Here is a 22293-nt window from a genome sequence, read left to right as displayed (position 1 = left end):
ACCGAAGCATGCTACTGGCGCTGGCGCAATGGCTGCAGAATGACGCAAGCTTCTTGCGCGTGTTCAGTTATCTGACATTCCGTGCGGTGATGGCCACCATCACCGCACTGCTGATCGGGCTCGTCTGCGGCCCGGCGGTGATTCGTAAGCTGACCGCGATGAAGGTCGGTCAGGCCGTTCGTAAAGACGGTCCGCAATCGCACCTCATCAAATCGGGTACGCCGACCATGGGCGGCGTGCTGATTCTGCTCGGCATCGCGGTGGCCACGCTGCTGTGGGCCGATTTGACCAACCGCTTCATCTGGATCGTGATGCTGGTTACGTTCGGCTTCGGCGTGATCGGCTGGGTCGACGATTACCGCAAGGTGGTCTACAAAGACCCGCGCGGCATGTCGTCGCGCGAAAAGTATTTCTGGCAGTCGGTGATCGGCCTGTTCGCGGCGGTCTATCTGGCGTTCAGCGTGTCCGAAGCGAACAACGTGCGGGTCTACGACCTGTTCATGGCGTGGGTGCGTAGTGGTTTGTCGATGGGCTTGCCGGCGCGCGCCGATCTGATGCTGCCGTTCGTCAAGTCGATCAGCTATCCGCTCGGCGTGTGGGGCTTCATCGTGCTGACGTATCTGGTGATCGTCGGTTCGAGCAATGCGGTCAATCTCACCGACGGCCTCGACGGCCTCGTGATCATGCCGGTCGTGCTGGTGGGCGCGTCGCTCGGCGTGTTCGCCTATGTGATGGGCAGCTCGGTCTACTCGAAGTACCTGCTGTTCCCGCATATCGCCGGCGCGGGGGAATTGCTGATCTTCTGTTCGGCGATGGGCGGAGCCGGGCTCGCGTTCCTCTGGTTCAACACGCATCCGGCGCAGATGTTCATGGGCGACGTCGGCGCGCTGGCACTCGGCGGCGCGCTCGGCACGGTCGCGGTGATCGTGCGTCAGGAAATCGTGCTGTTCATCATGGGCGGCATTTTCGTCGCCGAGACGCTGTCCGTGATGCTGCAGGTCACGTGGTTCAAATTCACCAAGCGCCGTTTCGGCGAAGGGCGGCGTCTCTTCAAGATGGCGCCGCTGCACCACCATTTCGAATTGTCGGGCTGGAAGGAAACGCAAGTCGTTGTGCGCTTCTGGATCATCACGCTCATGTTGTGTCTGTTCGGTTTGTCCACGCTCAAGTTGCGTTAAAGCAGGTTCTAAGGGAAGCAGGCGATGTTCGGCGAGAAGTTTCGGGATCGGCAAAAGCCGATGGTGCTCGTGCTGGGACTGGGTGAATCCGGTCTCGCGATGGCGCGCTGGTGCGCGCGGCACGGCTGTCGGCTGCGTGTGGCCGATACGCGCGAGGTGCCGCCGAACCTGTCCGCGCTGGAAGCGCACCGCGTCGATGCCGAATTCGTCGGCGGCGCGTTTTCGCCGGCGTTGCTCGACGGTATCGAACTCGTGGCGATCAGCCCGGGTCTCTCGCCGCTCGCCGCCGATCTGCTGCCGCTGATCAGCGCCGCGCGCGAGCAAGGCATTCCCGTGTGGGGCGAACTCGAACTGTTCTCGCTGGCGTTGCAGACGCTCGGCGAAAGCGGCTACGCGCCGAAGGTGATTGCGATCACCGGCACCAACGGCAAGACCACGACGACGAGCCTGACCGGCCTGCTGTGCGAACGCGCCGGCAAGAAGATCGCGGTGGCGGGCAACATCAGCCCGTCGTTGCTCGACAAGCTCAGCGAAGCGATCGACAACACCGCGCTGCCCGACGTGTGGGTGCTGGAACTGTCGAGCTTCCAGCTCGAAACCGCGCACACGTTCGCACCGGACGCGGCCGCGGTGCTGAACATCACGCAAGACCACCTGGACTGGCACGGCGGGCTCGATGCGTATGCCGCCGCGAAAGGCCGCATCTTCGGACCGCAAACGGTACGCGTGCTGAATCGCGACGACGCGCGGGTGATGTCGCTCGTGCCTTCGGGAGAGAGCGAGGCCGAGGTCGTGACGTTCGGCGTCACCGAGCCGAAGAACGACGGCGACTACGGTTTGCTGCGCGAGAACGGCATTGTCTGGCTGGTCGAAGCGCATGACCGCGACGCGAGCGATGAGCCGGTGCCCAAGCGCCGTCGCAAGAACGAAGTCGCGGCGCTGCCGAATATCGCGCTGAAGCGCTTGATGCCGGCGGACGCCTTGCGCATTCGCGGTTTGCACAATGCCGCGAACGCGCTGGCCGCGTACGCGCTCACGCGCGCCGTCGGCCTGCCGGGCGCACCGCTGCTGCACGGTCTGCGTGAATACCGTGGCGAGCCGCATCGGGTGGAATTGATCGCGTCGATCGAAGGCATCGATTACGTGGACGACAGCAAGGGCACCAACGTCGGCGCAACGGTTGCCGCGCTCGACGGCCTCGCGCAACGCGTGGTGCTGATCGCTGGCGGCGACGGCAAGGGCCAGGAGTTCGATCCGCTCGCCGCGCCGGTCATGCGCTGGTGTCGTGCCGTGATGCTGATCGGCCGCGACGCGCCGCAGATTCGGGCCGCGCTGGAACACACCGGCATCGCGCTGACGGACCACGCCACACTAGAAGACGCGACGCGTGCCGCCGCCGCGCTGGCGCAACCGGGCGACGCCGTGCTGCTGTCGCCGGCCTGCGCGAGCTTCGACATGTTCACGGGTTACGCGCACCGCGCCGAAGTATTTCGCGGCACGGTGGAAGACATCGCGGCCGAACGGGGGACGATGATATGAGCTGGTCGGAACGCTTCGGTTCACGCACCGCGGGCGCTGGCGCCGGCGAAGGCGCCTCGGGCGGCGGCGCGGCGCGCGTCGGCGGCCGCACGGGCAGCGGGCTGGCGAGCGCCGTCAGCGGCGTGCGTCCGCTGCGCTCGCGGATGCTCGACTACGATCACTCGCTGCTGTGGGTAGTCGTCGCGCTGCTCGGACTCGGCGTCGTGATGGTGTATTCAGCGTCGATCGCGATGCCGGATTCGCCAAAGTATTCGTCGTACCGCGACTGGGCGTTTCTCGCGCGGCAGATTCTGTTCGTGGTGCTCGGCTCGGTGATCGGCATCGTCGCGTTCCGCGTTCCGATCTCGACGTGGGACAAGTACGCGCCGAAGCTCTTCCTGATCTCGCTGTTCGCGCTGGTGATCGTGCTGATTCCGCACATCGGCAAGGGCGTGAACGGCGCGCGCCGCTGGATTCCGCTCGGCATTACGAACATGCAGCCGTCGGAAATCATGAAGCTCGCGGTGACGATCTACGCCGCGAACTACACGGTGCGCAAGCAGGAATACATGCACAGTTTCGCCAAAGGCTTTCTGCCGATGGCGGTCGCGGTCGGCCTCGTCGGCGCGTTGCTGCTGCTCGAACCGGACATGGGCGCGTTCATGGTGATCGCGGCGATCGCAATGGGCGTGCTGTTCCTCGGCGGCGTGAACGGCAAGTTGTTCGGCGGCCTGGTGGCCACGGCGGTGGGCACGTTCAGCTTGCTGGTGTGGGCGTCGCCTTGGCGCCGCGAGCGGATTTTCGCGTACCTCGATCCGTGGGACGACCGTTACGCGCAGGGCAAGGCGTATCAATTGACGCACTCGCTGATCGCTTTCGGGCGCGGCGAGTGGTTCGGCGTGGGCCTCGGCGGCAGCGTCGAGAAGCTCAACTATCTGCCGGAAGCGCATACCGACTTCATCCTCGCGGTGATCGGCGAGGAACTCGGTTTTGTCGGCGTGCTGGTGGTGATCCTGATGTTCTACTGGATCGTGCGCCGTTCGTTCGAGATCGGCCGTCAGGCGCTCGCGCTCGACCGCACGTTCGCGGGCCTGGTCGCGAAGGGCATCGGCATCTGGTTCGGCGCGCAGACCTTTATCAACATGGGCGTGAACCTCGGCCTGCTGCCGACCAAAGGTCTCACGTTGCCGCTCGTCAGTTACGGCGGCTCGGGCATTTTGCTGAACTGCGTCGCGGTGGCGGTGCTGATGCGCGTGGATTACGAGAACCGGGTGTTGATGCGCGGAGGGAAGGTATGACCGCAGCGCCGCAACGCACGCTGATGGTGATGGCCGGCGGCACCGGGGGACACGTGTTCCCGGGCCTCGCGGTCGCGCACCTGATGCAGGCGTGGGGCTGGAAGGTCGTATGGCTCGGCAATCCCGCGGGCATGGAAGCGACGCTGGTGCCGAAGCATGGCATCCCGATGGAATACGTGCGCTTCGGCGGACTGCGCGGCAAAGGTCTGAAGACCAAGCTGATGCTGCCGCTGAATCTGCTGCGCGCCTGCACGCAAAGTCTTTCCGTGCTGCGTCGCGTGAAGCCGGATGTCGTGCTCGGCATGGGCGGCTACATCACGTTTCCGGCGGGTTTGATGACCGCGTTGAGCGGTCGTCCGCTGGTGCTGCATGAACAGAATTCGATCGCGGGGCTCGCCAACAAGGTGCTCGCGAAGCTTGCCAGGCGCGTGCTGGTTGCGTTCCCGAATGCATTGCCGCATGGCGAATGGACAGGAAATCCGATTCGTGAGGAACTTGCGCGCGCAATTGCACCCAAAGCACGCTACGCGCAACGCAGCGGTCCGCTAAATGTGCTGGTGGTGGGTGGCAGTTTGGGCGCGGCGGCGCTGAATGAAGTGGTGCCGCGCGCGGTGGCGTTGCTCGCGCCGAACGAGCGGCCGCGCATCGTGCATCAGGCGGGCGCGAAGCATATCGACGCGCTGCGCGAGAACTACGCGGCAGCCGGTTTGCAAGCGGTCGAGGGCGCGTCATCGAGCGTCGAACTCGTGCCGTTCATCGACGACATGACCAGCGCGTATGCGAACGCCGATCTGGTGATCTGCCGTTCGGGCGCAATGACGGTGTCGGAGATTTCAGCGGTTGGGGTGGCGGCGTTCTTCGTGCCGTTCCCGTTTGCAGTAGACGATCATCAAACAACCAATGCAGCGTTCCTCGCCGGTAACGGCGCGGCGCTGGTCGTGCAGCAACGCGATCTGTCGGCGGAAATGCTCGCCGACTGGTTGCGCAGCCAGACGCGGGCAAGTCTCGCGGAGATGGCGGAGCGTTCGCGCTCGCTCGCGAAACCCGACGCCACCGAGCAGGTCGCGCAGATTTGCGCGACTGTGGCGGGTTCGATTTCGGGCGCGAGCCCAGAAGGAAAGCAATGAAACACATCGTCAAACATATTCACTTTGTCGGCATCGGCGGTGTCGGCATGAGCGGCATCGCGGAGGTGCTGGTCAATCTCGGCTATCAGGTGAGCGGCTCGGATCTGACGAGCAACGCGATCACCGATCGCCTCGCGAACCTCGGCGCGCGGATCGCGATCGGTCACGCGGCGGAGAACATTGAAGGCGCGAACGCGGTGGTCGTTTCGACCGCGGTGCGCAGCGACAACCCGGAAGTGCTGGCCGCGCGTCATCGCCGCATTCCGATCGTGCCGCGCGCGGTGATGCTTGCCGAACTGATGCGTCTGAAGCAGGGCATTGCGATTGCCGGTACGCACGGCAAGACCACGACCACCTCGCTGGTGGCGAGCGTGCTGGCGGCGGGCGGGCTCGACCCGACCTTCGTGATCGGCGGCCGGCTGATCAGCGCGGGCGCGAATGCGCGTCTGGGTACGGGCGACTTTATCGTCGCCGAGGCGGATGAGTCCGATGCGTCGTTCCTGAATCTGTTCCCGGTGATCGAAGTCATCACGAACATCGACGCCGATCACATGGACACCTACGGCCACGATTTCGCGCGGCTCAAGCAGGCGTTCATCGAGTTCACGCACCGTCTGCCGTTTTACGGTATCGCGGTGCTGTGTGTCGACGATCCGAACGTGAAGGAAATCCTGCCGTTCGTGTCGAAGCCGATCATTCGTTACGGTCTGGCGCCCGATGCGCAGGTGCGCGCGGTCAACGTCACGGCGCACGACGGCAAGATGCATTTCACCGCCATGCGTGAAGATGCGGCGCCGCTCGACATCGTGCTGAACCTGCCGGGTGAGCACAACGTTCAGAATGCGCTGGCCGCCATTGCGATTGCGACTGAACTTGAAGTGAAAGATGCCGATATCCAGCGAGCGCTGGCGGATTTCAACGGCGTGGGCCGACGCTTCCAGCGTTACGGCGAAGTGCCGGTCGAGACCGAAGGCAAAGCCGGCACGTACACGCTGGTCGACGATTACGGTCATCACCCGGTCGAAATGGCCGCGACGGTGGCGGCGGCGCGCGGCGCGTTTCCGGGCCGGCGTCTGGTGCTGGCGTTCCAGCCGCACCGCTTCACGCGCACGCGTGACTGCTTCGAAGATTTTGTGAAGGTGCTGTCGACCGTCGACGCGCTCGTGCTGACCGAAGTCTATTCGGCCGGCGAAGCGCCGATCGTCGCCGCGGACGGCCGTGCGTTGGCGCGCGCGCTGCGCGTGACGGGCAAGGTCGAACCGGTGTTTGTCGATTCGGTGGACGAAGTGCCGGACGCGCTCGCAGCAGTGGTGCGCGCCGGCGATGTGGTGATCACGATGGGCGCGGGTTCGATCGGCGGTGTGCCGGGTCGCCTGGCTCAGGAAACGAAGGTGTGAGATGAGCGGTATCGATCCGAAAAAATTCGGCAAGGTGGCAGTACTTCTCGGCGGTGAATCCGCTGAGCGCGAAGTGTCGCTCACGTCCGGCCGCCTGGTGCTGCAAGGACTGCGCGACGCGGGTATCGACGCGCATCCGTTCGACCCGTCCGAGCGTCCGCTCGGCGCGTTGAAGGCGGAAGGCTTCGACCGCGCGTTCATCGCGTTGCACGGCGGTTATGGCGAGAACGGCCAGATTCAGGGCGCGCTCGACTTCTACGGCATCAAGTACAACGGCAGCGGCGTGCTCGGCTCGGCGCTCGGTCTGGACAAGTTCCGCACCAAGCTCGTGTGGCAGCAACTCGGCATTCCGACGCCGCCGTTCGAAACCGTGCTGCGCGGCGACGATTACGCGGCGCGCGCGCAGGACATCGTCGCGAAGCTCGGCTTGCCGTTGTTCGTGAAGCCGGCGAGCGAAGGGTCGAGCGTCGCGGTGATCAAGGTGAAGAGCGCGGACGCATTGCCGGCCGCGCTACTGGAAGCGATCAAGTACGACAGGATCGTCGTGGTCGAGAAGAGCATTGAAGGCGGCGGCGAGTACACCGCGTGCATTGCCGGCGATCTCGATCTGCCGCTGATCCGCATCGTTCCGGCCGGCGAGTTCTACGACTATCACGCGAAGTACATCGCGAACGACACGCAGTATCTGATTCCGTGCGGACTCGCGCCCGAAGAAGAAGCGCGCCTGAAAGTGCTGGCGCGCCGCGCGTTCGACGTGCTCGGCTGCACCGATTGGGGCCGCGCCGATTTCATGATGGACGCTGACGGCAATGCGTATTTTCTGGAAGTGAACACGGCGCCTGGCATGACCGATCACTCGCTGCCGCCGAAAGCGGCGCGCGCGGTGGGCATCAGCTATCAGGATCTGGTTGTCGGCGTGTTGGCGCTGACGCTGCAGGACTAACCGGGGCGACCCGAAAGCAACACCATGTGGAACAACGTTCGCCAGCTCAATTTCGCCGCCAACGCGCTGCACGTGTTGCTGGTGCTCGTGCTGCTGGCGGCGGGCGGTTACTGGCTGATCCAGCGTCCGAATTTCGCGCTGCGCGAAATCCAGATCGACGGTGACACCGAGCACATCAATTCACCGACGGTGCGCGCCGGGGTAGTAGGGCGGTTGAAGGGCAATTTTTTCACGGTGGATCTCGACGTCGCGCGGCAGGCGTTCGAGCAGATGCCGTGGGTGCGTCACGCGAGCGTGCGGCGTGTCTGGCCGAATGCGCTGGCTGTCACGCTGGAGGAGTACAAACCGCTGGGAACGTGGGGCAGCGATCAGTTGGTGAGCGTCGACGGCGAGCTGTTCACGGCGAACCAGGGCGAGCTCGAAGAAGATCTGCCCGCGTTCGACGGTCCGGACGGCACGGCCAAAGAAGTTGTCGCGCGCTATCACGATTTTCAGAAGTGGTTCGCGCCGCTGGGCGCGACGCCGGATGAAGTGACGCTGTCGCCGCGTTATGCGTGGACGGTGAAGTTGTCGAACGGAACGCAGGTGGAACTCGGGCGCGAACGCAATCAGGACACGCTGCTCGATCGCAGCAAGCGCCTGACCGCGGCGTGGAACGCGGTGACGCAACGTTGGGGAAAGGATATCGAGTATGCGGACTTGCGCTATCCGAACGGTTTCGCGATTCGTGCCGCTGGCATGCGCTTTATCAGCGAACCCGACAAGGGCAAGAAGTAAACGGACATCACACGCAATGAGCACGCTATGAGTAAAGACTATAAAGATCTGCTGGTCGCCCTCGACATTGGGACGTCGAAGGTCGTGGCCATCGTCGCCGAGTTAAAGGGCGAAGGTCACTACGAGGTGATCGGCCTCGGCCAGAGCGAATCGAAGGGGCTCAAGAAAGGCGTGGTGGTGAATATCGAAGCCACCGTGCAATCGATTCAGCGCGCGCTCGAAGAAGCCGAACTGATGGCCGACTGCAAGATCACCAACGTCTTCACCGGGATCGCCGGCAGCCATATCCGCAGCTTCAATTCGAGCGGCATGGTGGCGATCAAGGAAAAAGAAGTCACGCAGACCGACGTGGCGCGCGTGATCGAAACGGCCAAGGCGATCAACATCCCGACCGATCAGCAGGTGCTGCATATCCTGACCCAGGAATTCATCATCGACGGTCAGGAAGATGTGCGCGAGCCGATCGGCATGAGCGGCATTCGCCTCGAAGTGAAGGTGCATATCGTCACCGGCGCGGTCAGCGCGGCGCAGAACATCGTCAAGTGCGTGCGCCGCTGCGGCCTCGAAGTGAACGATCTGATCTTGCAGCCGCTGGCGTCGTCGCTGGCGGTGCTGACCGAAGACGAGAAAGAACTCGGCGTGGTGCTGGTCGATATCGGCGGCGGCACGACGGACATTGCGATCTTCAGCGAAGGCGCGATCCGTCATACGGCGGTGATTCCAATTGCCGGCGACCAGATCACCAGCGACATCGCGATGGCGCTGCGCACGCCGACGCCGGACGCGGAAGACATCAAGGTCGATTACGGCATCGCCAAACAAGCGTTGGCCGATCCGGACGAAATGATCGAAGTGCCGGGTCTCGGCGAGCGCGGTCCGCGCACGCTGTCGCGCCAGGCGCTGGCGGCGGTGGTCGAGCCGCGTGTCGAAGAACTGTTTTCGCTCGTGCAGCAGGTGGTGCGCGAGTCGGGTTACGAGGAACTGCTGAGCTCCGGCGTGGTGCTGACCGGCGGCGCGTCGATGATGCTCGGCATGGTCGAACTGGGTGAGGACATTTTCCTGAAGCCGGTGCGCATTGGCGTGCCGGAATACGCGGGCGGTCTCGCCGACGTGGTGCGCAACCCGCGCTACTCGACGGCAATGGGCCTGCTCGTCGAAGGACGCTCGCAACGCATGCGCGGCCGCAAGGTCGCGGTGCAGTCGGGGTCGATGGGTCAGGTCTTCACGCGGATGAAGGACTGGTTCCTCGGCAACTTCTAACGATTTCGCTTTAAAAAAAACTCGCGCTGGTGCCGGCGGCCGGCGCGCGACAGGGGGTTGCCCGATCTCCTGCCGAATAACGGCCGAGTGGCTGTAAATTTTTTATCTTGACGGAGGCAACATGGAATTCCAGATGCTGGAAACCGAAACGAACGGCACCATCATCAAGGTGGTCGGAGTAGGTGGCGCTGGCGGCAATGCCGTTCAGCACATGATCAACAAAGGCGTGCAAGGCGTCGACTTCATCGTGATGAACACGGACGCGCAGGCTCTGTCGCGTTCGCGCGCCACTGCGGTGATCCAGCTCGGCAACACGGGTCTGGGCGCTGGCGCCAAGCCGGAAATGGGCCGCGCGGCAGCGGAAGAAGCCCGTGAACGCATCGCCGACGCACTGCGCGGCGCGCACATGGTCTTCATCACGGCCGGTATGGGCGGCGGCACGGGTACAGGTGCCGCACCGGTGGTCGCGCAGATCGCCAAGGAAATGGGTATCTTGACCGTTGGCGTGGTCAGCAAGCCGTTCGAGTTCGAAGGCGGCAAGCGCATGCGTGTGGCAGAAGCCGGTTCGCAGCAACTGGAGGATCACGTCGACTCGCTGATCGTCGTTCTGAACGACAAGCTGTTCGAGGTGATGGGCGATGACGCCGAGATGGACAAGTGCTTCCAGTGCGCAGACGACGTTCTGAACAACGCAGTTGCCGGCATCGCGGAAATCATCAACGTCGACGGTCTGGTGAACGTCGACTTCGAAGACGTGAAGACGGTGATGGGCGAGCAGGGCAAGGCGATGATGGGCACGGCGACGGTTGCCGGCGTCGATCGCGCGCGTCTGGCCGCCGAGCAGGCTGTCGCCAGCCCGCTGCTGGAAGGCGTGGATCTGTCGGGCGCACGCGGCGTGCTGGTCAACATCACGTCGAGCCGTTCGCTGCGTCTGTCGGAAACGCGTGAAGTGATGAACACCATCAAGAGCTACGCGGCGGAAGACGCCACGGTGATCTTCGGCGCTGTTTATGACGACGCAATGGGCGACGCGCTGCGCGTGACGGTCGTGGCAACGGGTCTGGGCCGTGCAGCGAAGAAGCAGCAATCGGCACCGATGACGTTGCTGCGCACCGGCACCGACAACCAGCCGATCAGCACGATGCAGCACGCTGCGTACGCGCCGTCGACGTCGCACGCGAGCACCGCCGACTACGGCGCGCTGGATACGCCGGCAGTGTGGCGCACCTCGCGCGACACGGCGGCTTCGCACGTGCAGGCGCTGCAGGAAAAGGGCGTCGACACGTACGACATTCCGGCGTTCCTGCGCAAGCAGGCGGACTGAGCGCGAGCAGGCTTTCGTTGCCGCGCTTCTTCTGGAAGCGCTGGCGGACGAATGCACGAGCGTGGCGGGTGAACGGCGAACAGGCCGCGTATCGTTAGATTCGCGGCAAGGACAACTGCCCTCTTCGGATTCGCGAAGCGGAGTGGGCGACTGTCGCCGGGGCGCGCAGCCGGTGTTAGGGCTGGCGCGATTGACTTCACTGCGACACGACAGCGTGCGAGCGTGCTTCGCATCGATGCAAAGGACCGAGCATGATTCAGACAGGTGACAAGCTGCCCGACGCGACGCTCTTCGAGTTGATCGAAGACGAGCGGGCGGGCTGCACGATCGGGCCTAACAGCTTCGACGTGCGCGAGCAGACGGCGGGTAAGCGCGTGGTGATCTTCGGGTTGCCGGGCGCCTTCACGCCGACCTGTTCGGCCAAACACGTACCGGGCTATGTCGGGCACGCCGAGCAGTTGCGCGCGGCGGGCATCGACGAAATCTGGTGCGTGTCCGTCAACGACGCGTTCGTAATGGGCGCGTGGGGACGCGATCAGCACGCCTCGGGCAAGGTGCGCATGATGGCGGACGGCAGCGCGGCTTTCACTCGGGCGCTTGGTCTTGAGCAGGATTTGTCGGCGCGCGGCATGGGAATCCGTTCCCAGCGCTACGCGATGGTGGTCGACGACGGCGTGGTCAAGACGTTGAACGTCGAGGCTGCCGGCAAATTCGAGGTTAGCGATGCAGGGAGTATCCTCGCAACGTTGAGCTAGTTACGCGGCGTCCCGACCTTCGCCCCGAGCGCATGTTGTGGCAGGGCAACGGTCGATAAGACGCTTTTGTGACAGGCCGTTACGCGGGCCGATGACCGGAAACGCCTCCGTTCCGGATATCGGCCCGTCACGCTTTCCCTGATTGGCGCCCCCGGGGTAATGCAGCGAAACAGATTGATACGTTCCGCGCAAAGACGCTCCATAGGGTATTGGAGTATAATTCGTGCTATGGAACAAAAAGTCCCGATTGGGATTTTCAATCGAATAGAAGATCACCATGCTGAAGCAGCGCACTATTAAACAGATCGTTAAGACCGTCGGCATCGGCGTGCATTCCGGCCGCAAGGTCGAATTGACGCTTCGCCCGGCGGCGGCAGACACCGGCATTGTGTTTTCACGCGTGGATTTGCCCACGCCGGTGGACATTCCCGCGTCGGCTTTGTCGATCGGCGATACGCGTCTGGCTTCGGTGTTGCAGAAAGACGGCGCGCGCGTTTCGACGATCGAACATTTGATGTCCGCCTGCGCCGGTCTTGGCATCGACAATCTTTACGTCGACGTCACCGCTGAAGAAATCCCGATCATGGACGGCAGCGCCGGTTCATTCGTGTTTCTGATCCAGTCGGCGGGGATTGAAGAGCAGAACGCGGCGAAGAAATTCATCAAGGTCACCAAGCCGGTCGAAATTCGTGACGGCGATAAATTCGCGCGTCTCGATCCGTACTTTGGTTTCAAGCTCAAATTCACGATCGACTTCCGTCATCCGGCGGTGGATAAAACTGGCCAGTCGCTGGAAGTGGATTTCGCCAATACGTCGTATGTGCGCGAAATCGCTCGTGCGCGTACGTTCGGCTTTGCGCATGAAGTGGAAATGATGCGTGAACTCGGCCTGGCGCGCGGCGGCAGCATGGACAACGCGATCGTGCTCGACGAATACCGCATTCTGAACAACGACGGTTTGCGCTACGACGACGAGTTCGTAAAGCACAAGATGCTCGACGCGATCGGCGATCTGTATGTGATCGGCCATCCGTTGCTGGCTTCGTACGACGCGTACAAGTCGGGCCACGGCCTGAACAACGCGCTGCTGCGCGAGTTGCTCGCGCATGAAGACGCGTACGAAATCGTCACCTTCGACGACACGCAGAAGGCGCCGCGCGGCTTCGCGTATGAAACGCAGACGGCGTTTGCATAACGCATTCCTTCGGGCCTTCGAGCCCGCAGCAGCAACGAAAAAGCGGCCCAGTGGGCCGCTTTTTTCATTTCAGCGATTTCTCCGATGCCGCGCCGCCATTTTCGCCAGTGCTTCCTGCAACGGCGACGGCGCCAGCGATTCGCTCAACGCGTGCAACGCGTCGGCGCCGACCGGCGTCATGCGCGCCTGCTTGGCCGGCGGCGGCTCCTTGGCCGGCTGCGGCCGCACGCGAATCCGCAACGCGTTGACGTGCCAGCCGCGCTGCTGCAAATCCGACAACAGCCGCGGTTCGAGATGCCGCAACCGCGCCGCAAGCGCGTTGTGCCCGGCGAACAGCGCCAGCACGCCGTCTTTGATAAAGCCCGGTTCCACGCTGGTGGCCAGATAGTCTGGCAGCAACGCGCGCAGATCCTTCTCCAGCGCCGCGATCTGCTCGACGCCCGCGCGCAGGGCCGCGAACGCATCGGTGCGATTCAGCACCTCGGCGACGGGCTGCGGACGGCGCGCCTTGAACTGCTGCGGCGGCGGCCTTGAAAAGGACGGAAAACGGCTCATGTTCGACAGTAACGGTGTGTTCGCGCCCCATGCGCGTTCACGCCGCGATTGTACCGCGCGGGATGCACGCGAGCCCGCCTCAGTGCGTACGGTCGGAGGTCGGCGCGGCGGGGCTGGAATGCCATGCCGCCGTCTCACCGCTGACACAGGCGCGGCCGGGGGCGCGTGCTAAAATGCCCGATTCGAATTCACTCTTGGACTAAGCCGCCGAGGCCCCTCCGACCCCGGAGCGCACGTGCACGAATCACGCACGGCGCGAACCAGCCGAAGCCGCGACGCAGACACCGATCCGATGACCACCGGTTTTCTACAGAAGATTTTTGGCAGCCGCAACCAGCGTCTAGTCAAGCAATATCAAAAGACCGTCACGGCGATCAATGCGCTCGAACCGCAGATCGAGCAATTGACGGACGATCAACTGCGCGCCAAAACGGGTGAATTCCGCCAGCGCGTCGCGAGCGGCGAGGCGCTCGACAAGCTCCTGCCGGAAGCATTCGCGGTTTGCCGCGAGGCCAGCAAGCGGGTGCTGAAAATGCGCCACTTCGACGTCCAGTTGATCGGCGGCATGGTCCTGCACTACGGCAAGATCGGCGAAATGCGCACCGGTGAGGGCAAGACCCTCGTCGCTACGCTGCCGGTTTACCTGAATGCGTTGTCGGGCCGCGGCGTCCACGTTGTCACGGTGAACGACTACCTGGCCCAGCGCGACGCCGAATGGATGGCGCGCCTGTACAACTTTCTCGGTCTGTCGGTCGGCATCAACCTGTCGCAGATGGATCACGACGCGAAGCAGGAAGCCTACGCGGCTGACATCACGTACGGCACCAACAACGAATTCGGCTTCGACTACCTGCGCGACAACATGGTCTACGAGACCGACGCGCGCGTGCAGCGAGCCCTGAATTTCGCGGTGGTCGACGAGGTCGACTCGATCCTGATCGACGAAGCCCGCACCCCGCTGATCATCTCCGGCCAGGCCGAAGATCACACCGAACTGTACGTGCGCATGAACGCGCTGCCGCCGCTGCTCGAGCGCCAGATCGGCGAAGAGAAAGCCGACGGCACCGGCGTCGAAAAGCCGGGTGACTACACGCTGGACGAGAAAGGCCGTCAGGTGTTCCTGACGGAATCGGGCCATGAAAAGGCCGAGCGTCTGCTCGCCGAGTGGGGCCTGATCGGAGAGGGCGAAAGCCTGTACGCGCCGCAAAACATCACGCTGATGCACCACGTGTACGCCGCGCTGCGCGCACACACGCTGTTCTTCAAGGATCAGCACTACGTGGTGCAGAACAACGAAGTGGTGATCGTCGACGAATTCACCGGCCGTCTGATGTCGGGCCGCCGCTGGTCCGACGGTCTGCATCAGGCTGTCGAGGCGAAGGAACACGTCAAGATCCAGAGCGAGAACCAGACGCTCGCGTCGATCACGTTCCAGAACTACTTCCGTATGTACGCGAAGCTGTCCGGCATGACCGGTACGGCAGACACGGAAGCGTACGAATTCAACGAGATTTACGGTCTCGAAACGGTCGTGATCCCGACCAATCGTCCGCCCAAGCGGATCGACAAGCAGGATCAGATCTACAAGACCGCCAAGGAGCGCTACGACGCGGTGATCCGCGACATTCGCGATTGCTACGAGCGCGGTCAGCCGGTGCTGGTCGGCACCACGTCGATCGAAAACTCCGAGTTGCTGTCGCATCTGCTGAAGCAGGCCGGCTTGCCGCACGAAGTGCTGAACGCCAAGCAGCACGCGCGTGAAGCCGAGATCGTCGCTGAAGCGGGCCGTCCGAAGCGCGTCACGATCGCCACGAACATGGCCGGTCGCGGTACCGACATCGTGCTCGGCGGCAACGCTGAAAAGCAGGCGTCGTTCCTCGAACTGGACGAAACGCTTTCGGACGCGGAGAAGCAAAGCCGCATCCAGAAGCTGCACGACGAATGGCAAGCGCTGCACGATCAGGTGAAGGCCGCGGGCGGCCTGCACATCATCGGCACCGAGCGTCACGAATCGCGCCGGATCGACAATCAGCTGCGCGGCCGTGCCGGCCGTCAGGGCGACCCGGGTTCGTCGCGCTTCTATCTGTCGCTGGAAGATCCGCTGCTGCGCATTTTCGCCGGCGATCGCGTACGTGCGATCATGGACCGTCTGAAAATGCCGGAAGGCGAAGCGATCGAAGCAGGCATCGTGTCGCGTTCGATCGAATCGGCGCAGCGCAAAGTGGAAGCGCGCAACTTCGACGTTCGCAAGCAATTGCTCGAATACGACGATGTGTCGAATGATCAGCGCAAGGTGATCTATCAGCAGCGCAATGAATTGCTCGAAGCGAACGACATCACCGAAACCATTGGCGCGATGCGTCAGGGCGTGATCGGCGATATCGTCCATCAGTTCGTGCCGGCCGGCAGCATCGAAGAGCAGTGGGACGTGCCCGAGCTGGAGGAAGTGCTGCGCAACGAATGGCAGCTTGACCTCGCGATCCAGGAAATGATCAACGAGTCGAACACGATCAGCGCGGACGAAATCCTCGAAGCGGTCGAAGCCGCTGCAGACGAAGCGTACGAAGCGAAGGTCGCACTGGTCGGCCGCGAGTCGTTCAGCGCGTTCGAGCGCTCGATCATGCTGCAAACGCTGGACCGTAGCTGGCGCGAACATCTGGCCGCGCTCGACCACCTGCGTCAGGGCATCCATCTGCGCGGCTATGCGCAGAAGAACCCCAAGCAGGAATACAAGCGCGAAGCGTTCGAACTGTTCGCCGCGATGCTCGACGCCGTGAAGCTCGAAGTCACCCGCGTGGTGATGAACGTGCAGATCCAGTCGCCGGAACAGTTGGAACAGGCCGCTGAGCAGATGGAAGAGCAGGGTGGCCATCTGGAAAACGTCGAGTTTCGTCATGCCGAATTCGCCGAAGCGGCGTCGGCCGCGCCGGTTGCCGCCGAAGCCGCCACCGCCGCGATGATCGGCGACGCGATGAGCCACGGCTCATCGTCGCCGGCAGCGCCGAACGTGAACCCGGACGAGGTGCCGAAGGTCGGCCGCAACGATCCGTGCCCGTGCGGTAGCGGCAAGAAGTACAAGCAGTGCCACGGCAAGATTGCCTGATGCCGAAAGCGGCGCGCTTCTGAGCGCGCCGCGTCGTTTTATGCGGGCGCTTTGTCGCTCCGTCTGGTGGTTGCGCTTCATCCAGCGCATTGTTGTAGCGAGCTTCAGAGGCGCGTTCGCTAGCGCTTTTCAGTAGCGCGTTTTAGTCGATTCCGCGGTGGTTCGGCCCTCTGCCCGAGCCATCAGTTTGCTATCCCCGATGCCGGCGCCTGCCGGCATTTTCTTCGACAGGTCGCGACCATGGCTGTCAATTTCCCCTCGATCGATCCCGCTCAACTCCATCCCATCGCCGGCGTCACGCTGGGCTGGGCGGAGGCGAATATCCGCAAGCCGAACCGCAAGGACGTGCTCGTCATTTCCGTGGGCGAAGGTGCCACGGTCGGCGGCGTGTTCACGCAGAACCGCTTTTGCGCGGCCCCTGTCACGGTGTGCCGTGAGAATCTGGAGCGCGTGCGCGCCGGCGGCAAGCCGATCCGCGCGCTGGTGATCAACACCGGCAACGCCAACGCGGGCACCGGCGAGCCGGGTATGGTGGCGGCGCGCGAAACCTGCGCGGAACTCGCGCGTCTGGCGGACATTTCGCCGGAGCAGGTGCTGCCGTTTTCGACGGGCGTGATTCTGGAACCGCTGCCGGTCGATCGTCTGAAGGCCGGCCTGCCGGCGGCGCTCGCGAACCGCAAGGAAGCGCACTGGTTCGACGCCGCGCAGGCGATCATGACTACGGACACGCTGCCCAAGGCCACTTCGCGCCAAGTCACGATCGACGGCCACACGGTCACGCTCACCGGCATCAGCAAGGGCGCCGGCATGATCAAGCCGAACATGGCGACCATGCTCGGTTTCCTCGCGTTCGACGCCGCCGTCGCCCAACCGGTGCTCGACGCGCTGGTCAGGCACGTGGCGGACCGCTCGTTCAACTGCATCACGATCGACGGCGATACGTCGACCAACGATTCGTTCATCCTGATCGCGTCGGGCCAATCGAGCCTGCCGGCGATCACCTCCACCGACTCGCCCGCTTACGCAGCGCTGCGCGACGCGGTGACCGAGGTCGCCCAGACCCTCGCGCAACTGATCGTGCGCGACGGCGAAGGCGCGACCAAATTCATGACCGTGCAGGTTGAAGGCGGCTCGAGCGTCGGCGAATGCCGCCAGATCGCGTATGCGATCGGCCACTCGCCGCTCGTGAAGACGGCCTTCTATGCATCGGACCCGAACCTTGGCCGCATTCTGGCCGCCATCGGTTATGCCGGCGTGGACGATCTCGACGTCGGCAAGATCGATCTGTATCTGGACGACGTGCTCGTCGCGACCGCCGGCGGCCGCAATCCGGCCTACCGTGAAGAAGACGGCCAGCGCGTCATGAAAAAGAGCGAGATCGGCATTCGTGTCGTACTCGGCCGCGGCAATGCGCAAGCCACGATCTGGACTTGCGATCTGTCACACGACTACGTGAGCATCAATGCCGACTATCGTTCGTAACCAGGTTCAATCAAGTTAATGATGCGGCTTCGCGGCCGCTAACTTCACAGCCATGGACAAACTCGAACAGTTTCTGACCCGCGCCGAAGCCGTACTCGGCCGCCTGGAAGCGATGCTTCCGCCCGCTGCACCCGACATCGACTGGTCGGCCGCGGTGGCGTTCCGCTGGCGCAAGCGCCAGGGGCGCGGTTACCTGCAGCCCGTGCCGGCCATTTCGGCGATCACGCTCGACGACCTGCAAAACATCGAACGCCAGAAAGGTTTGATCGAGCAGAACACGCGTCAATTCGTGCATAAGCAACCGGCCAACAACGTGCTGCTGACCGGCGCGCGCGGCACCGGCAAGTCGTCGCTGATCAAGGCCTGCCTGAACGCCTATGCGAAAGACGGCCTGCGTCTGATCGAAGTGGACAAGGACGATCTGCACGATCTCGGCGATATCGTCGACCTGATCGCGCTGCGGCCGGAGCGCTTCGTGGTGTTTTGCGACGACCTGTCGTTCGAAGACGGCGAGTCGGGCTACAAGGCGCTGAAGGTCGCGCTCGACGGCTCGATCGCCGCGCAGTCGGACAACGTGCTGATTTACGCGACGTCGAACCGCCGCCATCTGTTGCCCGAATACATGAGCGACAACGAGACGTACAAGCACACGTCCGACGGTGAGATTCACCCTGGCGAACTGGTCGAAGAAAAGATCTCGCTGTCCGAGCGTTTCGGGCTGTGGGTCAGCTTCTATCCGTTCAAACAGGACGACTACCTGTCGATCATCGGCCACTGGCTGCGGCACTTCGGTTGCGACGACGCCGAAGTCGAGGCGGCGCGCGGCGATGCGTTGGTGTGGGCGCTCGAACGCGGCTCGCGCTCGGGGCGGGTGGCGTGGCAGTTCGCGCGCGACTGGTCCGGCCGGAAGAACCCGGCATGAGCGACGCTGGCACGAACGCCGCCGGCCGCAAGGTGACGGAAGTTGCCGTTGGCGTGCTGATTCAGCCGGATGGGCGCTATCTGCTGGCGCAGCGCCCGGTCGGCAAACCGTACGAAGGCTACTGGGAGTTTCCGGGCGGCAAGCTGGAAGCGGGCGAATCGGTCGAGGCCGCGCTCGCGCGCGAGTTGCATGAGGAACTGGGGATCGACGTGAAGGCGTGCCACCTGTGGCATACGCTGGAACACGACTACCCGCATGCTTACGTGCGGCTGTTTTTCTGCAAGGTGACGCAGTGGGCCGGCGAGCCGCACGGCCGCGAAGGTCAGGCTTTTGTCTGGCAAACGCTGCCGGCGGACGTCGCGCCGTTGTTGCCGGCGACCATTCCGGTGCTGGAATGGCTCGCGGCGGAGAAGAGCTCCAGCTAGTCAGCAGGGAAAACGCTCGCGAAAGCCGGCGCTCGTAAAAAAACGCCACGACCTGAAAGTCGTGGCGTTTTTTTGTGCGCTGGCGGTGGCCGGCTCTTGCCGGCCGGGCTCAATGTGAGCTGGCGTCCCCGCCGGGCGATTCATCTGATACAGCATCCTGGTCGGTGCCGCCGATCTTGTACTTCTCAGCGGCCCAGGCGCCGAGATCGACCTGCTTGCAACGGTCCGAGCAGAACGGGCGGAAGCGGTTTTCAGAGGTCCAGAGGACGTCCTTTCCGCAAGTGGGGCATTTGACGAAAGTTGGCATACGGTCAGACGGTCAATCGTAAACGGAACAAGTAACGAATATAGGGGCTTTTCTCGCCGCTTTAAAGGCGTGCCCCCGCGGGTCGAACGGACGTTCGACTTACCCGGCGAACATTACAGGCTGCAGAGCGTGAGCTGGAACGGTACGTCAATATCCACTGCGCGCGGACGCAGATCGCCGTCCTGCACCGTGAAACGCACCCAGAGCATGTACTTGTTCGCACTGGCCTCCGGGATCACACGCAACTCGGGTACCACGCGCACCTGCATCAATTGATACGAACGACCCGACAGCATCTGCTGATAGCTGCCTTGCATGGCCATGACCTTCGATGCCTGACCGGATTCGCGCGCGAGTCGCAGCACGATGGTAGCTGCGTCACGCAGCGGCAGCAGCGGCGTGACCCATTTGGCGATGTCCTGGCGACGCTGATCCGGATGAATTTGTTGCCACGCGTAGTAAGACGGCAGGTCGAATTTGCAGGTGCCGCCCGGAATGATCGCGCGACTGCGGATGCTGGCGAGCCACTCGTTGTCGGCCAGATGCTGGCCGGTTTTGCCCTGCATCTGCGAGAGGCCCGAGAGGGTCTGTTCGATTTCGCCGAGTACCGCTTCCAGCGCGTTCTGCTCGATGCCAGGATTGCCGCGGAACGGCGCGAGCGTTTGACGCTGGCGTTCGAGTTCCTTCATCAGATCAGACTTCAGATCCGCGCGACCGGCGACCTCGGAGATTTCGAACAACGTTGTCAACGCGACGTGATGTTCCCTGGCGTCTTCCTGAGTCAGAAAGAACGTGAAGCGCTCGAACAGATCTTCGAGGCGCAATAGCGTCCGGATTCGCTCGTTGAAGGGATACTCGTAAAGGATCAAGCGGGCTCGCCTCGGGCGTGGTCGGTGACGGGAATGCAGAACATTCTAATGCCGTGAGACTACCCTAGCAATCTCGCACTTTTCCTGACAGCTTGCGCAATTTTTTTGACGTGTTCTGGGCAGTTTTCTGCGTCATTCGGCTCGCGCGATGCCGCAAAGTTCAATGGGCTTTGCGGCGGGCGTCATGCCGGGGTCATGAGGTTTTCATCTGCTGGGCCAATGCGCGCACAGGATGGGCGCTCGTTGGCATAGCTGAGCGTAGCCGCTCGGTGCCCGCGTTACGAGTCCGTGTCATCGGCTTTATCCGGCTGCGCGGCGGCGAGCGACAGATACACGCGATGCTGCGCGTCGACCTCCGTTCGCAGACTGTCGAGCGATGCGCCGTCGTTACCGATCACGTCGTCGGCTGCGGCGAGGCGTGCTTCGCGCGTGGCCTGGCGGGCGATGATCGCCAGCACCTGATCGCGGCTGAAGCCGTTGCGGGTCATCACGCGCGAGATTTGCGTCTCGACGCTGCAATCCACGCTCAGCACGCGGTTCACGCGGGTCTTCCAGCTACCTGACTCGACCAGCAGCGGCACGACGACGATCACATAAGGCCCGCGTGCCTCGCGCTGCCCGCGTTCGGTCTCGGCGCGAATCAACGGATGGGTGATGCCTTCGAGCCGCTTGCGCGCGCTGTCGTCGCTGAATACCAGCGTGCGCATGCGGGCGCGGTCGAGCGAGCCGTCCGCCGCGACGAACTCCGCGCCGAACTCAGCCGCGATTTGCGGCATCGCGATGCCGTGCGGCGCGGTGATGCGATGCGCGATCAGATCGGTATCGACGAGCGGCACGCCGTGCGCGGCGAACAGGTCCGCCACGGTCGATTTGCCACTGCCGATACCGCCAGTCAGTCCCACGACGAACATGTTTCAGCCCCCCAGCGCGAGATAGAGCGGCGTGCCCACAAACAGCGTAACAGCGCCGCCCGCCGCGAGAAACGGCCCGAACGGCAACGGTTCCTGGAAGCGCATGCGGCCGAGCCACGTGGCGGCGAGGCCGACCACCGCACCGCTGACCGCGGCGATCAACACGATCTGCGGTAGAGCCGCCCAGCCGAACCAGGCGCCGAGCGCGGCCAGCAGTTTGAAATCGCCATAGCCCATGCCTTCGACACCGCGCACCAGCTTGAACAGCCAGTGCACGGCCCACAGCGCCAGATAGCCGAAGATCGCGCCCAGCACCGCATCGTGAAGACTGGCGAACATGCCGTTGAAATTGACGATCAGGCCGGCCCACAAAAGCGGCAGCGTCATCGAATCCGGCAGCAGGTGCGTGTCGATGTCGATCGCGCTCATGGCCAGCAACGCTGCGCACAGACCGAACGCCGCGAGCGTCGTGGCGGTCGGGCCGTACAGCGCAAGCGTGCCGGCCGCGCAGGCGGCGCTGGCGATTTCGATCAGTGGATAGCGCGGACTAACGCGCGCTTTGCAGGCCGAGCAGCGTCCGCGTAACAGCAGATAGCTCAGCACCGGCAGGTTCTCCCACGCGCTGAGCACATGGCCGCAGTGCGGGCACGCGCTGCGGGGCACCCACAGGTTGTAGCGGGCGGGCAGGGTATCGTCCTCGAGCGGCGTGCCGGTCGCTTCGTGCACTTCCTCTTGCCATGCACGCTCCAGCATGATCGGCACACGATGCACGACCACGTTGAGGAAGCTGCCGATCACGAGGCCGAACACGACCGCGAAAACAAACTGCAAGCCGGTCGGCAAGCTGCCGAACGCGAAGCCCAGATCGGCGGCAAAGTGCCCGGGCAGCAAGCCCGCGAGCAAGCTGGAAGAGGTGTCTGACACGGGTGGAGGAATAGCCTGCATGG

General features: G+C 63.5%; 20 protein-coding genes. 15 read left to right on the top strand and 5 right to left on the bottom strand.

What is annotated here, in order from left to right; translation table 11 throughout:
- Positions 1–8 precede the first annotated feature (8 nt).
- The 11 genes from mraY to lpxC all read left to right on the top strand — a co-directional run bounded on the left by mraY (position 9) and on the right by lpxC (position 12772).
- The gene (gene mraY, locus HWY05_RS36960; protein ID WP_035548854.1) at positions 9–1178 is read left to right on the top strand and encodes a phospho-N-acetylmuramoyl-pentapeptide-transferase; all 1170 of its coding nucleotides are present in this window, start codon (positions 9–11) and stop codon (positions 1176–1178) included.
- Between the two features lie 24 nt (positions 1179–1202).
- Complete coding sequence (gene murD / locus HWY05_RS36955; RefSeq protein WP_176061402.1) at positions 1203–2717, top strand: UDP-N-acetylmuramoyl-L-alanine--D-glutamate ligase; 1515 nt, start codon at positions 1203–1205, stop codon at positions 2715–2717.
- Positions 2714–3994: a putative lipid II flippase FtsW gene (ftsW, locus tag HWY05_RS36950; RefSeq protein WP_035548849.1), complete on the top strand. Its 1281-nt coding sequence runs from the start codon at positions 2714–2716 to the stop codon at positions 3992–3994. Before murD ends, ftsW begins: the two co-directional genes overlap by 4 nt.
- A complete protein-coding gene (gene murG, locus HWY05_RS36945; RefSeq protein ID WP_035548847.1) occupies positions 3991–5121 on the top strand; it encodes an undecaprenyldiphospho-muramoylpentapeptide beta-N-acetylglucosaminyltransferase in 1131 nt (376 codons plus the stop codon). The genes ftsW and murG overlap by 4 nt, the downstream gene beginning before the upstream one ends.
- Positions 5118–6518, top strand: coding sequence for a UDP-N-acetylmuramate--L-alanine ligase (murC, locus tag HWY05_RS36940; RefSeq protein ID WP_035548845.1), 1401 nt, complete (start codon positions 5118–5120; stop codon positions 6516–6518). Before murG ends, murC begins: the two co-directional genes overlap by 4 nt.
- A gap of 1 nt (position 6519) precedes the next feature.
- Entirely contained in the window at positions 6520–7461 is a 942-nt protein-coding gene (locus HWY05_RS36935; protein WP_176061401.1) for a D-alanine--D-alanine ligase, read from the top strand.
- 24 nt (positions 7462–7485) lie between these two features.
- Positions 7486–8238, top strand: a complete 753-nt coding sequence (locus HWY05_RS36930) for a cell division protein FtsQ/DivIB (RefSeq protein WP_035548837.1) — start codon at positions 7486–7488, stop codon at positions 8236–8238.
- A 27-nt stretch (positions 8239–8265) separates the two neighbouring features.
- Positions 8266–9498 (top strand): cell division protein FtsA, encoded by a 1233-nt coding sequence (gene ftsA, locus HWY05_RS36925; protein ID WP_007180311.1) that lies wholly within the window; start codon positions 8266–8268, stop codon positions 9496–9498.
- A 121-nt stretch (positions 9499–9619) separates the two neighbouring features.
- Positions 9620–10822, top strand: coding sequence for a cell division protein FtsZ (ftsZ, locus tag HWY05_RS36920; protein WP_035548835.1), 1203 nt, complete (start codon positions 9620–9622; stop codon positions 10820–10822).
- 251 nt (positions 10823–11073) lie between these two features.
- Positions 11074–11577 (top strand): peroxiredoxin, encoded by a 504-nt coding sequence (locus tag HWY05_RS36915; protein ID WP_035548832.1) that lies wholly within the window; start codon positions 11074–11076, stop codon positions 11575–11577.
- Positions 11578–11854: 277 nt separating this feature from the next.
- Entirely contained in the window at positions 11855–12772 is a 918-nt protein-coding gene (lpxC, locus tag HWY05_RS36910) for a UDP-3-O-acyl-N-acetylglucosamine deacetylase (protein ID WP_035548829.1), read from the top strand.
- 69 nt (positions 12773–12841) lie between these two features.
- Here the strand turns inward: lpxC and HWY05_RS36905 are convergent, their stop codons facing one another.
- Entirely contained in the window at positions 12842–13327 is a 486-nt protein-coding gene (locus HWY05_RS36905) for a DciA family protein (RefSeq protein ID WP_035548825.1), read from the bottom strand.
- 292 nt (positions 13328–13619) lie between these two features.
- On the opposite strand from HWY05_RS36905, the gene secA reads away from it, so the two are divergent.
- The 4 genes from secA (at position 13620) to HWY05_RS36885 (ending at position 19259) form a co-directional block, all read left to right on the top strand.
- The gene (secA, locus tag HWY05_RS36900) at positions 13620–16430 is read left to right on the top strand and encodes a preprotein translocase subunit SecA (RefSeq protein WP_176061410.1); all 2811 of its coding nucleotides are present in this window, start codon (positions 13620–13622) and stop codon (positions 16428–16430) included.
- A gap of 240 nt (positions 16431–16670) precedes the next feature.
- Entirely contained in the window at positions 16671–17912 is a 1242-nt protein-coding gene (gene argJ / locus HWY05_RS36895) for a bifunctional glutamate N-acetyltransferase/amino-acid acetyltransferase ArgJ (RefSeq protein WP_035548822.1), read from the top strand.
- Positions 17913–17964: 52 nt separating this feature from the next.
- Complete coding sequence (locus HWY05_RS36890; RefSeq protein ID WP_035548820.1) at positions 17965–18834, top strand: ATP-binding protein; 870 nt, start codon at positions 17965–17967, stop codon at positions 18832–18834.
- A complete protein-coding gene (locus HWY05_RS36885; protein WP_035548817.1) occupies positions 18831–19259 on the top strand; it encodes an NUDIX domain-containing protein in 429 nt (142 codons plus the stop codon). The genes HWY05_RS36890 and HWY05_RS36885 overlap by 4 nt, the downstream gene beginning before the upstream one ends.
- Before the next feature lie 109 nt (positions 19260–19368).
- Here the strand turns inward: HWY05_RS36885 and HWY05_RS36880 are convergent, their stop codons facing one another.
- The 4 genes from HWY05_RS36880 to HWY05_RS36865 form a co-directional block, all read right to left on the bottom strand.
- Entirely contained in the window at positions 19369–19566 is a 198-nt protein-coding gene (locus HWY05_RS36880) for a DNA gyrase inhibitor YacG (protein WP_081935777.1), read from the bottom strand.
- Positions 19567–19679: 113 nt separating this feature from the next.
- Positions 19680–20435, bottom strand: coding sequence for a cell division protein ZapD (gene zapD / locus HWY05_RS36875; RefSeq protein ID WP_035548814.1), 756 nt, complete (start codon positions 20433–20435; stop codon positions 19680–19682).
- 278 nt (positions 20436–20713) lie between these two features.
- On the bottom strand, positions 20714–21346 hold the full coding sequence (gene coaE, locus HWY05_RS36870; protein ID WP_176061400.1) for a dephospho-CoA kinase: 633 nt from the start codon (positions 21344–21346) through the stop codon (positions 20714–20716).
- 3 nt (positions 21347–21349) lie between these two features.
- Positions 21350–22291 carry an A24 family peptidase gene (locus tag HWY05_RS36865; RefSeq protein WP_035548809.1) on the bottom strand — a complete coding sequence of 314 codons (942 nt, stop codon included), beginning with the start codon at positions 22289–22291 and terminating at the stop codon, positions 21350–21352.
- Between the last annotated feature and the right edge of the window lie 2 nt (positions 22292–22293).

Origin of the sequence: Paraburkholderia sp. BCC1876 (genome assembly GCF_902833695.1) — a bacterium.
Taxonomy (GTDB): Bacteria; Pseudomonadota; Gammaproteobacteria; order Burkholderiales; family Burkholderiaceae; genus Paraburkholderia.
Note: the sequence above shows the minus strand (reverse complement) of the source record. Positions and strands in the feature narration are given on the sequence as shown.